A 12,300-nucleotide genomic window follows, 5' to 3' on the forward strand; every position below is an offset into this window, starting at 1 on the left:
AGCATTAATAATTATACATAATATCGCTGTATTTTCAAGGGTCTAAGCCAAATATGTATGGAAATACGTAAGGGATAATTTTTGTGGTACCGATAAAACCGTCAATACATATGTTACAACGAGGTGAGTATAATTGAGGATTCGCACATTAATGCCATCGTTAAGTGGCGCGACAAGAATATTAAATCGGAAAAATACTTACGAGGAAAGTGCTAAAGCAACATTGGTGTATTTTTGGTCAATGAGCTGTTCGGAATGTGCCCAGTCTATAAAGAATTTGAAGGAACTGGAACGTATATTTGGGGATCGGTTAACTGTTCACGCAATCCATATGCCCAGAGAGAAAGAGGACTATTCGGAAACCCTTGTAAAAGAAAAAATAAAGCAACTGGATATAATATACCCTGTTTATCTGGATAATGAACTAAAAATAAGCGACAGGTTTGGAAACAAATTTGTACCTGCATTCTATATATTTGATCAGCAGCAGCAATTGCGCTTTTTTAAGGCGGGCTATTTTGCATTGAAATTATTGCAACAGAAAATAGAACGCATAATTTAATGACAATAACTGAATGTATGCGTTAAACTAGTGGCAACTGGATGTTCGGAGGAGAATAGTATGAAAAAAGAATTCGTAGTAATAGGTCTTGGTCGTTTTGGAGGAAGTATTGTACGTGAACTCGTTAAACAGGGAGCCAATGTAATGGCCATTGATACAGATAGTGAACGTGTCGATGAATATGCACGGATTGCCACACAGGCTGTAGTAGCAGATACGACAGAAGAGGAAACGATCAAATCACTCGGTTTATGGAATTTCGAACATGTCATTGTAGCCATTGGAGAAGATATCCAGTCGAGTATTTTAACGACGCTTATTTTAAAAGAGCTCGGCGTTCCGCAAATTACAGTGAAGGCGCAAAACGACTACCATGAAAAAGTATTGCTGAAAATCGGTGCGGACTTTGTTGTGCATCCTGAACGTGATATGGGAATCCGGATCGCCAATAACATGATGTCAAATAGTGTTCTTGACTACTTGGAGATTTCGGGTGAACATTCCATCATGGAAGTTAAGGCAAACGAAAGTATTGCCGGCCAGTCGCTCATTGAACTCGATGTACGTGCAAAATACGGCTTGAATATCGTCGGCATTACGCGCGGAGAGGAAATTATGATTTCCCCAAATGCAACAGAACGCATTCAAGTAGGGGATGTCCTGCTCATTATCGGCGCAGATGTCGATATTAACCGGTTTGTAAAGAAGGTCATTCAGAAGTAAGTTAGACTGTTGTTGAAGAAATTAAATGCAAACATAAAAAAATCCATCATCTTGCGAAGGCAAAATGATGGATTCTTTATATTGAGGACTAGTGCCGTTTTATACTTCCATAATGATCGGTAAAATCATTGGACGACGTTTCGTTTTTTCGTATAAATATGGGCCTAATACATCGGTAATTTCATTTTTCAAATCATTCCATTGTGTATCTTTTTCCTGAATCGTGCTGTTTAAATGATGGTTCAGCATTTTTTGCGCTTCATTAATCATCATGCCCGATTCACGCATATACACAAAGCCGCGAGAAATAATATCCGGCCCAGAAACAATTTTGTTTTTAGCCATATCGACACTTACGACAACGATGACTAACCCTTCTTCTGATAGAATTCGACGATCGCGTAATACGATATTACCGATATCCCCGATTCCATTACCATCGATATATACATCGCCTGAAGGAATTCGTCCTGCAACATGTGCTTCATTTGCACTTAATGCAAGAACATCCCCATTTTCCATAACGAATGAGTTTTCCAATGGAACTTCACAAGCCTCAGCTAATTCAGTGTGAATTTTCAACATGCGATATTCACCATGAATCGGCATAAAGAATTTCGGTTTCATTAAACGAAGCATAAGCTTTTGTTCTTGTTGAGAACCGTGACCTGATGTATGAATATTGTTTAACGCACCGTGGATAACTTCTGCACCAGCACGGAATAATAAGTTGATAATTTTGTTTACGCTCATCGTGTTACCAGGAACCGGAGAAGATGAGAAGACAACCGTATCACCAGGCTGGATTTGAATTTGACGGTGTGTACCGTTAGCAATACGTGATAAAGCAGCCATTGGTTCACCTTGAGAACCAGTACATAAAATCATCACTTCATTTGCAGGTAAGCGGTTTAAGCTTTGAATATCGACAAATGTTTCTTTAGGAGCTGTAATATAGCCTAATTCACGGCCGATTGTAATCGCATTATCCATTGATCGACCAAACACAGCAACTTTACGGCCATATTTTACAGCTGCATCTGTTGCCTGTTGTAAACGGTGGATATTGGAAGCGAATGTTGCAAATATAATACGTCCATCAACTTTACGGAAGATTTCGTCAATGCTTTTCCCAACTGTACGCTCAGACATTGTGAAATCAGGTTTTTCGGCGTTTGTACTATCCGATAGTAAACAAAGAACGCCATCGCGGCCGATTTCCGCCATTTTCGTCAAGTTAGCAGGCTCGCCTACTGGAGTAAAGTCAAACTTAAAGTCACCAGTATGCACAATATTACCCGGTGGTGTCTTGATGACAATACCATATGCATCTGGAATACTATGTGTTGTACGGAAGAAGCTAACAGCTGTTTTACGGAATTTAATGACATCATTTTCTTTAAATTCAATCAGTTTTGTTGTACGTAATAAGCCATGCTCTTCTAATTTGTTGCGAAGTAGACCTAGTGCAAGTTTCCCTCCATATACAGGAATGTTAACTTGACGTAATAAATAAGGAATACCACCGATATGATCTTCGTGACCATGTGTTATAAATAAGCCTTTGATTTTGTCTACGTTTCGAACTAAATACGTATAGTCTGGAATTACATAGTCAATGCCAAGCAAATCGTCTTCAGGGAACTTAATACCTGCATCTATTAGTATGATTTCATCTTGGAATTGTACTGCATATGTGTTTTTGCCGATTTCGCCCAGTCCGCCGAGTGCGAATACAGCCGCTTGATCATTCTTAACGAATTTCATAACTGTTAAGCGTTCTCCAGACGGAAATTCGGGCTATTTTGTTCATATTCTAAATAGTTGCCTTCTAGAAGTTGAACAAGTTCAATATTGTAGTTACGGTCTTTTAAATAGTGACGTACTTCACGTTCAGATGACGCCTCTAAATAAAGTGTTTTTGTGTTTTCGCGAACTGGAATCTCAGAAATGTTTTCTTGATAATAGACTTTGTAAATCATAGTTACTCTCCTTTAAGTACGAACATTATTACTGCACTTCTAACTTGTAGAAAAATGCATTTCCTTTATATTATCACGGGACTCCTTTAAAATAAAGAAAAGCCATTCAAATTTCGTCAACATCAACGTGTTCACGAATCAAAAAAAATGGCACGTCCTATAATCGGGCGTGCCATTGTAAATGAAGTGTTAGGCAATTAATTTTTTTCCGAGGATGCCATTTAATCGTTTCCGCCATTTCTTTTTGAGACGCTTTAACATAGGTCATCACTCCTCACACTCATTATACTAAATATTCAGATTTTTGTAAAGGGCTATAAAATAAAAGGAGTGTTATAAATTGAAGAAAATATTATTTTTTGATGTAGACGGCACACTATACAATTCAGATAAAAAATTACCTGCTTCAGCAAAGGATGCTATATTTAAAGCACGAGAAAATGGTCACGAAATTGCGATTGCAACTGGACGAGCACCATTTATGATAAAAGATATAATGGAAGAACTGCAAATCGATACATATGTGACATTTAACGGGCAATATGTCGTTTATAAAGGTAAAGTCGTTTATACAGATCAAATCGACAATGAAACGTTAACGGAAATTCTGGAATTTGGTGCACAGCGAAATCATCCGTTAGTTTTCCTGAATGAAAAGGAAATGATCGCTAGTGAAAGCGATTATGAAACTGTGGAAAGCAGTTTAGCAACACTTCAATATCCATATCCGCAAATTGATCCGCAATACTATTTGCATACACCGGTTTATCAAACGCTTGTATTTATAGAAGAAAAAGAGCAGCCGATTTATGAACAGCAATTCCCTCAAGTCCAATTTATCCGTTGGCATCCTTTCTCATGCGATGTGCTGCCAGACGGTGGTTCAAAGGCAAATGGCATTCGAAAATTGCTGGAACATATTGATGTGCCGGTAGAGGATGTTATTACATTTGGCGATGGATTAAATGATATTGAGATGCTTTCAGAGTTTGGCTATAGTGTTGCAATGGAAAATGGACATGAGCGAGCGAAGGAAGTAGCTTCAATGATTACAGGACATGTGGATAATGACGGTTTAGCTGACGCAATGAAGAAGTTGAAATTGATATAGGCAGGTTGGAAAAAGCGTTGTGAGAGGATCTTTTCGCAGCGTTTTTTTGTTTTGAAAGATGGACGTGATTTTATTAGAACAATGTGAATGCTTATTGGAAAATCGGAAGCAGACATTAGAAAATAGAGAAAGGATTTTAAAATATGTAGCAGCCGTTTTAGAACAATTGGCAAGTATATTAGAAAATTTTAATTTTATTAGACAGGTTAAAAGGATATTAGAACAGTTGCAATTTTATTAGAACTTTTAAAAGCTGTGGCTACTTTCTTCTATAGTAACAGGTCAAAAAAAGACCCCATTTTCGCTACTAACGTAAACGGGATCTGCAGAAGTCAGTCTCTTCCGAATGGAATACTGTTTTCCAATTGGACAAACGGGTCTTTTTCATCGATACGATCGTAAAACATAACTCCGTTTAAATGATCTAATTCGTGCTGGAATGCGATTGCAGGAAGACCAGATAAACGCATTTTCTTTTCTTCTCCGTCCACTGTCATAAATTTCACAGTGATACGTGCATAGCGATAGACATAACCGGGAATGGCGCGGTCTACAGATAAGCAGCCCTCACCACTTGTTATATAAGTCTGTTCAACGGAATGGCTTACAATTTTAGGGTTAACCGCCACAAAGCTGATCAGTTCACCATTTTCATCTTCCAAATGCAATGCAAACATGCGTTTTAAACTGTTTACCTGGTTTGCAGCTAAGCCGATGCCGCCGCGTAAATTATATTTTTCAGCAATTTCAGGATTTTGGCTATTAATTAAATATTGCAGCATATCATCTGCGAGCTTTCGATCTTCTGCTGATAACGGAAAAGTTACTTCCTCCGCGCGGGTGCGTAAAGTAGGGTGTCCTTCACGGATAATATGTTCCATTAAAATCATGTGAAACTTCCTTTCAGTTCAAACTTATATGTGTAAGTATACACGACTCTCCGGAATCGAAGTAAGAAAAAACCTTCTCGAAAAGAAAATTATCATAAATTCCGATTTAACAATTCATTATAAGGGAATGAATAAATGATAAGGAGTTATAAATTAAATAACAATATTTATAAGCTGTTTTTTCTATTATAGTACAGAGGTGATTCAAGTGTGATACAGGTAATGTAACTGTATTAGTTTGGGCGAATGTGAGGAAAAATCTTTAATTAAGATGATAAACAATGATTGACCGATAGAATTTTATTCTTTATACTCGGGATATAGAAACGTTGTACTAGTAAAAAACGAAATTTTTTTAATACAGTTCAAAGGGGATGTAAACAATGGCAGAAAAAATGAAAAATCAATTGGACCCAGCTGGAACGTTACAGGATATTGAAAGTAAGTTTGAGATGTTCCAAATTTTAAACGAGCAGGGTGAAATAGTAAACGAAGCGGCAATGCCGGACTTAACAGACGAGCAATTAGTTGAATTGATGGAACGTATGGTATATGTACGTATTTTAGATCAACGTTCGATTTCGTTAAATCGTCAAGGACGCCTAGGTTTCTATGCACCGACTGCGGGTCAGGAAGCTTCTCAGTTAGCTTCGCATTATGCGCTGGAAAAAGAAGACTGGATTTTGCCGGGTTACCGTGATGTGCCACAAATCGTTATGCACGGTTTACCATTATGGAAAGCATTTTTATTCAGCCGCGGCCACTTCATCGGTAACCAAGTACCGGAAGGCGTGAATGTATTGGCACCACAAATTATTATTGGTGCACAATATATCCAAACAGCCGGTGTAGCACTTGGTTTACAAAAACGTGGTTCAAAAACAGTTGCGATTACTTACACAGGTGATGGTGGTTCATCACAAGGGGATTTCTACGAAGGTATTAACTTTGCAGGTGCTTTCAAATCTCCGGCGATTTTCATCGTACAAAACAACCAATATGCAATTTCGACACCACGTGAATTACAGACGGCCGCTAAAACAATTGCACAAAAAGGTATAGCAGCAGGTATTCCAAGTATATTGGTAGATGGAATGGACCCATTAGCAGTATATGCAGCAACAAAGGATGCGCGTGACCGTGCAGTTCGCGGTGAAGGGCCGACTTTAATCGAAACAATGTGTTACCGATATGGGCCTCATACGATGGCAGGGGATGACCCGACACGTTACCGTACTACAGATATCGACAATGAGTGGGCTGCGAAAGATCCATTAGTACGCTTCCGAACATTCCTTGAAGGAAAAGGTCTATGGGATGAGCAAAAAGAAGAAGCAGTAATCGAACGTGCTAAAGAAGAGATTAAAGATGCGATTAAACAAGCAGATCAAGCACCAAAACAAAAAGTTACGGAATTAATGGAAAATATGTACGCTGGAGAAATGCCGGCAAACTTAAAAGAACAGTATGCGATTTATAAAGAGAAGGAGTCGAAATAAGCCATGGCACAAATGACAATGATTCAAGCAATTACAGATGCATTACGTTGCGAATTAAAAAATGACGAGAACGTTTTAGTATTCGGTGAAGACGTTGGTGTAAACGGCGGGGTTTTCCGCGCAACAGAAGGTCTTCAAAAAGAATTCGGCGTTGATCGTGTATTTGATACGCCACTTGCAGAATCAGGAATCGGTGGTTTAGCAATTGGTTTAGCGTTAACTGGATACCGTCCAGTACCTGAAATTCAATTTTTCGGCTTCGTATTCGAAGTAATGGATTCAATCAGCGGGCAAATGGCACGTATGAAATATCGTTCAGGCGGTACGTATAATGCACCAGTAACAATCCGTTCCCCATTTGGCGGTGGTGTTCATACACCGGAAATGCACTCGGATTCTTTAGAAGGGTTAATGGCTCAATCACCTGGATTAAAAGTAGTTGTTCCATCAACACCGTATGATGCAAAAGGATTGCTAATAGCTTCTATTCGTGATGATAATCCAGTTATTTTCTTAGAGCATTTAAAACTTTACCGTTCATTCCGTGAAGAAGTTCCGGAGGAGTCATATACAATTGAATTGGGTAAAGCAGATGTGAAGCGTGAAGGAAAAGACCTTTCTATCATTGCTTACGGCTTAATGGTACACGAAAGTCTAAAAGCGGCAGAAGAGTTGGAGAAAGAAGGCTACTCAGTAGAAGTCATCGATTTACGTACAATTCAGCCGTTAGATATCGAAACGATTATTGCATCTGTTGAAAAAACAGGCCGCGCAATTGTTGTTCAGGAAGCTCAAAAGCAGGCAGGTATTGCGGCAAATGTTGTCGCAGAAATTACAGAACGTGCGATTCTATCATTGGAAGCGCCGGTATTACGTGTAGCTGCACCAGATACAATCTATTCATTCCCGCAAGCAGAAGGTGTATGGTTACCGACGTATAAAAATGTAATGGAAACTGCAAAGAAAGTCTTAACATTCTAAGAATTGAGGGTGAGATAAATGGCATTTACGTTTCGTTTACCAGATATCGGAGAAGGTATTCATGAAGGTGAAATCGTCAAATGGTTCGTTAAACCTGGCGATCAAGTAAAAGAAGACGATATTTTAGCAGAAGTTCAAAATGATAAAGCAGTCGTAGAAATTCCGTCACCAGTTGATGGTACAGTAGAAGAAATTTTCGTAGAAGAAGGAACGGTGGCGATTGTCGGGGATGCCTTAATCCGCTTTGATGCACCAGGCTATGAAGATTTAAAACTAAAAGGTGATGACCACCACGAATCAAATGAATCAAATAAAACAGAAGCACAAGTACAGTCTACTGCTGAGGCTGGCCAGGATGTGAAAAAAGAAGAAACTAAATCGGATAAAAATGCAGACACTGCTCAGCCGGAAGCTCCAGCTGAAACGGAAAAAGCTGCATCACCATCTGAATCAGAACCTTCAGGCAAACGCATTATCGCAATGCCTTCTGTACGTAAGTATGCTCGTGAAAAAGGTGTCGAGATTCAGCAAGTTTCTGGCACAGGCAAAAATGGCCGTGTGCTTAAAGAAGATATTGAAAGCTTCCTAAATGGAGGTCAACAGTCTGCTTCTGAAACAGAAGAAGTGAAAGAGACACAAGCAGAAGAAAAACAAGCAGCAACAAAACAAGCTGCACCAGTTGCACTTGAAGGCGAATTCCCTGAAACACGCGAAAAAATGAGCGGTATCCGCAAGGCAATTGCAAAAGCGATGGTTCATTCAAAACATACGGCTCCGCACGTAACGTTAATGGATGAAGTGGACGTAACAGAACTTGTTGCACATCGTAAGCAATTCAAAGATATTGCAGCAGAGCAAGGTGTTAAATTAACGTTTTTACCGTACGTTGTGAAAGCTTTAATCTCGACTTTGCGTAAATATCCTGAATTTAACCGTTCACTGGATGATGCAACACAAGAAATTATTCAAAAACATTACTATAATATTGGTATTGCAGCTGACACAGAAAGAGGTTTATTAGTTCCTGTTCTTAAGCATGCTGATCGTAAATCTGTATTCGGCTTATCACAGGAAATTAATGAATTGGCTGTAAAAGCACGTGATGGTAAGCTAGCACCGCATGAAATGAAGGGTGCGTCAATGTCGATTTCAAATATCGGTTCAGCTGGTGGACAATGGTTCACACCGGTAATTAACCATCCTGAAGTAGCGATCTTAGGAATTGGTCGTATTTCAGAGAAACCAGTAATAAAAAATGGTGAAATTGTAGCAGCACATGTGTTAGCATTATCATTGAGCTTTGATCATCGAATGATCGATGGAGCGACTGCACAAAACGCTTTAAATCATTTAAAACGTTTATTAAGTGAGCCGCAACTATTATTAATGGAGGCGTAAAAAAATGGTAGTAGGAGATTTTCCAATCGAACTAGATACTCTTGTAGTAGGTTCTGGCCCTGGTGGCTATGTAGCAGCAATTCGTGCAGCACAAACAGGTCAAAAAGTAACAATCGTTGAACGTGGAGCATTAGGTGGGGTATGTTTAAATGTAGGTTGTATCCCTTCAAAAGCTTTAATTTCTGTAGGTCACCGCTTTGAAAATGCCCAACATTCAGATGATATGGGTATTACTGCATCTGAAGTGAAATTAGACTGGTCTAAAGCACAAGCATTTAAAGACGGCGTTGTTAAAAAATTAGTTGGCGGCGTTGAAGGCTTATTAAAAGGAAACAAAGTAGATATCGTAAAAGGTGAAGCATACTTCGTGGATGCAAACACTGTACGTGTTATTGACGGCGATAATGCTCAAACTTATACATTCAAAAATGCTATTTTAGCAACAGGATCTCGTCCAATCGAAATCCCAACATTTAAATTTACTAAGCGTGTAGTAAGCTCAACTGGTGCGTTATCTTTCCCTGAAGTACCAGGTAAATTAGTAGTTATCGGTGGCGGTTACATCGGTACTGAGCTTGGTTCTGCTTATGCTAACTTAGGTTCTCAAGTAACAATTATCGAAGGCGGTAAAGATATTTTAGCTGGCTTCGAAAAACAAATGACGCAAATCGTTAAAAAAGGTCTTAAGAAAAAGGGCGTTGAAGTTGTAGTAAACGCATCTGCTAAAGGCGTAGAAGAAAACGAAAACGGCGTTATCGTTACTTATGAAGCAGGTGGCGAAGAAAAAACTGTTGAAGCAGATTACGTATTAGTAACTGTAGGTCGTCGTCCGAATACGGATGAAATGGGCTTAGAAGAAGTAGGTATTAAATTCGCAGAACGCGGATTATTGGAAGTAGACAAACAAGGTCGTACTTCAGTATCGAACATTTATGCAATCGGTGATATCGTTGCAGGTCCACAACTTGCTCATAAAGCTTCTTATGAAGGTAAAGTTGCTGCAGAAGCAATCGCTGGTGAACCATCAGTAGTTGACTACTTAGCAATTCCAGCAGTATGCTTCACTGATCCAGAAATGGCAACTGTAGGCTACTCTGAAGAGCAAGCAAAAGCGGAAGGTTTAGAAGTGAAAGCTGCTAAATTCCCATTCGCTGCAAACGGTCGTGCATTAGCATTAAACGAAACAGAAGGCTTCGTGAAACTAGTAGCACGTAAAGAAGACGGCTTATTAGTCGGTGCTCAAATCGTTGGTGTTGGCGCTTCTGATATGATCGCTGAAATGGCAACTGCTATTGAAGGCGGCATGACTGCAGAAGATATCGCATTAACTATCCATGCTCACCCAACTTTAGGTGAAATTACAATGGAAGCTGCTGAAGTTTTACTAGGCAACCCAATCCATATTGTAACTAAATAATTTTATAAAATGCACTGCCCATTATCAAATGGGCAGTGTTTTTTGATGGTATGAATAATGTGAGGTTCTCACAATGAAAAAAGCTTTATAGAGGCTAAGAAAATAATTTCCCTGCGTTTATTACTCAAGGTTTTTATATTGTGAAAAATGGTTAAATATAACCTGAAGAACGTTTGAAAAGTTTAATTAACAAAGTGAAAAAAAGAAACTGCAAAGTAAATGGGCATCCTCGGCAGTTGTATTATTAAGCGATTCAAATGAAAAGAAACATGAGGGTAAAACAGATCGTTTTGCCATAATTGATTTAGATATATTAATAAGGAAACTGCTGGAAGTGCAAAAAGAAAATTTTACAAAAGACTCTTATGAGTTGTTACAGCGCGTCATATGCGATGCTAACAATAAGAAGTCTAATTAATATAGGGCAAGCTTGTGACGACCTGATAATAGCCGCCAGGATACTTCAAACAAAGCCTTTAATAATGGAATCGCTTCCGGATATTTTAATTGAAAACTGCTGAACGAAACTATCTTGTATAAATTTTAACAAGGTAGCTTTTAACGTTTCTTTTAAAAGAAATAACCAAATTATAGTAGGAAAATAAAATAGACAGAAATTTCTAATGGACGTACAATTAATACTGTGTAAAGGGGGGTTAGCTGATGGAAATTATCCGTACTATCGTTCAAATTGGTATTATCATTTTGTTTTATCTCGCTGGAGAATTTATTGTTTCGATTACTGGTATTATTATACCGGGAAGTATTATCGGGTTAGTGATATTATGGCTTGCTCTTTACTTTAAAATTTTAAATGTGAAATACATACAAGATGGTGCCGGTTTTATGTTAGCGTTTTTAACATTGTTTTTTATCCCTTCAACAGTGGCAGTCATCAATTATCCTGAACTGCTCACGGTTTCAGGGGGGCTATTCATTTTAGCTGTTATAATCAGTACAATTTTTACACTTGTTATTACTGGAAAAATCAGCAAGTTAATAGAAAGAAAAGAGCGCAAAATGAAGGAGGAAGAGAATATTGCTGCATCTACTGTTAATTCTATTCATCATAAGTAGCACCGTTCTTCTTTTTATATTACTGAATAGACTGTACTTGAAAGTGGGTAACCCATTTTTATTGCCTATTTTAACGGCGACTATTATTACAGTCATTATTTTACTAGTATTTAATATTCCTTATGAGACATACATGGAGGGGGGAGAGTGGATATCCAAAATGCTTGGTCCGGCTGTTGTAGCGCTCGCATTTCCTTTATACAATCAGCGGGAGCTTATATTTAAATACAAATATTCTATTATTACAAGCATCATTGTGGCAATGCTTGCTGGTCTTATTAGCGTTGTAGCTTTACTTTTACTATTTGGGGCTAGCAAAGACTTTATCCTCACTTCTTTACCTAAATCATTAACAACACCCGTTGCGATGCAAGTAAGTGATATTGTTGGGGGGATCCCGCCGCTCACTGCTGTAATGGTAATGGTAGCAGGGTTTACGGGTGCTATTTTAGGACCTGTACTATTTAAATTATTTAAAATTGATACGGCGATCAGTCGAGGGGTCGCTATGGGAAGTGCTTCACATGGTGTCGGATTGACAAAATTAAAGGAGTATAGTGAAGAAGATTTATCGATTGGCTCCCTGTCTATGGGGCTCAGTGCAGTTGTAGGGGCTTTCATTATTCCCCTTATTTCGATTTATTTATTTTAAAAAAGACA

The 12,300-nt window shown here is 38.6% G+C and carries 12 protein-coding genes; 9 read left to right on the forward strand and 3 right to left on the reverse strand.

Annotated elements, in window-relative coordinates; translation table 11 throughout:
• The first annotated feature begins 133 nt into the window (after positions 1–133).
• The gene (locus tag MHH44_RS04910) at positions 134–562 is read left to right on the forward strand and encodes a TlpA family protein disulfide reductase (RefSeq protein WP_039966277.1); all 429 of its coding nucleotides are present in this window, start codon (positions 134–136) and stop codon (positions 560–562) included.
• A gap of 60 nt (positions 563–622) precedes the next feature.
• Positions 623–1,285, forward strand: coding sequence for a potassium channel family protein (locus MHH44_RS04915; RefSeq protein WP_008403478.1), 663 nt, complete (start codon positions 623–625; stop codon positions 1,283–1,285).
• A 99-nt stretch (positions 1,286–1,384) separates the two neighbouring features.
• Here MHH44_RS04915 and rnjA read toward each other — a convergent pair whose 3' ends face one another.
• Both rnjA and MHH44_RS04925 read right to left on the reverse strand, forming a co-directional pair.
• The gene (gene rnjA / locus MHH44_RS04920) at positions 1,385–3,052 is read right to left on the reverse strand and encodes a ribonuclease J1 (protein WP_008403476.1); all 1,668 of its coding nucleotides are present in this window, start codon (positions 3,050–3,052) and stop codon (positions 1,385–1,387) included.
• A 5-nt stretch (positions 3,053–3,057) separates the two neighbouring features.
• Positions 3,058–3,267, reverse strand: a complete 210-nt coding sequence (locus MHH44_RS04925) for a DNA-dependent RNA polymerase subunit epsilon (RefSeq protein WP_008403475.1) — start codon at positions 3,265–3,267, stop codon at positions 3,058–3,060.
• A 340-nt stretch (positions 3,268–3,607) separates the two neighbouring features.
• Between MHH44_RS04925 and MHH44_RS04930 the strand changes: the two genes are divergently transcribed.
• A complete protein-coding gene (locus MHH44_RS04930; protein WP_340797964.1) occupies positions 3,608–4,378 on the forward strand; it encodes a Cof-type HAD-IIB family hydrolase in 771 nt (256 codons plus the stop codon).
• A 332-nt stretch (positions 4,379–4,710) separates the two neighbouring features.
• Here MHH44_RS04930 and def read toward each other — a convergent pair whose 3' ends face one another.
• Positions 4,711–5,268: a peptide deformylase gene (def, locus tag MHH44_RS04935; protein ID WP_008403471.1), complete on the reverse strand. Its 558-nt coding sequence runs from the start codon at positions 5,266–5,268 to the stop codon at positions 4,711–4,713.
• 383 nt (positions 5,269–5,651) lie between these two features.
• Between def and pdhA the strand changes: the two genes are divergently transcribed.
• The 6 genes from pdhA (at position 5,652) to MHH44_RS04965 (ending at position 12,292) form a co-directional block, all read left to right on the forward strand.
• On the forward strand, positions 5,652–6,767 hold the full coding sequence (pdhA, locus tag MHH44_RS04940) for a pyruvate dehydrogenase (acetyl-transferring) E1 component subunit alpha (RefSeq protein WP_008403469.1): 1,116 nt from the start codon (positions 5,652–5,654) through the stop codon (positions 6,765–6,767).
• A 3-nt stretch (positions 6,768–6,770) separates the two neighbouring features.
• Positions 6,771–7,748, forward strand: a complete 978-nt coding sequence (locus MHH44_RS04945) for an alpha-ketoacid dehydrogenase subunit beta (RefSeq protein ID WP_008403467.1) — start codon at positions 6,771–6,773, stop codon at positions 7,746–7,748.
• Positions 7,749–7,766: 18 nt separating this feature from the next.
• Positions 7,767–9,146 carry a dihydrolipoamide acetyltransferase family protein gene (locus MHH44_RS04950; protein ID WP_339263920.1) on the forward strand — a complete coding sequence of 460 codons (1,380 nt, stop codon included), beginning with the start codon at positions 7,767–7,769 and terminating at the stop codon, positions 9,144–9,146.
• A gap of 4 nt (positions 9,147–9,150) precedes the next feature.
• The gene (gene lpdA, locus MHH44_RS04955; protein ID WP_008403464.1) at positions 9,151–10,563 is read left to right on the forward strand and encodes a dihydrolipoyl dehydrogenase; all 1,413 of its coding nucleotides are present in this window, start codon (positions 9,151–9,153) and stop codon (positions 10,561–10,563) included.
• Positions 10,564–11,226: 663 nt separating this feature from the next.
• Entirely contained in the window at positions 11,227–11,640 is a 414-nt protein-coding gene (locus MHH44_RS04960; protein WP_008403461.1) for a CidA/LrgA family protein, read from the forward strand.
• Positions 11,603–12,292, forward strand: a complete 690-nt coding sequence (locus tag MHH44_RS04965) for an LrgB family protein (RefSeq protein WP_087615512.1) — start codon at positions 11,603–11,605, stop codon at positions 12,290–12,292. Before MHH44_RS04960 ends, MHH44_RS04965 begins: the two co-directional genes overlap by 38 nt.
• The last annotated feature ends 8 nt before the right edge of the window (positions 12,293–12,300 follow it).

Origin of the sequence: Solibacillus sp. FSL K6-1126, assembly GCF_038003445.1 — a bacterium.
GTDB lineage: Bacteria > Bacillota > Bacilli > Bacillales_A > Planococcaceae > Solibacillus > Solibacillus silvestris.

Bases quoted from the DNA above. Each gene is read 5' to 3' on its own strand.
- MHH44_RS04915 (WP_008403478.1), top strand. From the start codon at position 623: ATGAAAAAAGAATTCGTAGTAATAGGTCTTGGTCGTTTTGGAGGAAGT.
- rnjA (WP_008403476.1), bottom strand. From the start codon at position 3,052: ATGAAATTCGTTAAGAATGATCAAGCGGCTGTATTCGCACTCGGCGGA.
- MHH44_RS04925 (WP_008403475.1), bottom strand. From the start codon at position 3,267: ATGATTTACAAAGTCTATTATCAAGAAAACATTTCTGAGATTCCAGTT.
- def (WP_008403471.1), bottom strand. From the start codon at position 5,268: ATGATTTTAATGGAACATATTATCCGTGAAGGACACCCTACTTTACGC.
- pdhA (WP_008403469.1), top strand. From the start codon at position 5,652: ATGGCAGAAAAAATGAAAAATCAATTGGACCCAGCTGGAACGTTACAG.
- MHH44_RS04945 (WP_008403467.1), top strand. From the start codon at position 6,771: ATGGCACAAATGACAATGATTCAAGCAATTACAGATGCATTACGTTGC.
- MHH44_RS04950 (WP_339263920.1), top strand. From the start codon at position 7,767: ATGGCATTTACGTTTCGTTTACCAGATATCGGAGAAGGTATTCATGAA.
- lpdA (WP_008403464.1), top strand. From the start codon at position 9,151: ATGGTAGTAGGAGATTTTCCAATCGAACTAGATACTCTTGTAGTAGGT.
- MHH44_RS04960 (WP_008403461.1), top strand. From the start codon at position 11,227: ATGGAAATTATCCGTACTATCGTTCAAATTGGTATTATCATTTTGTTT.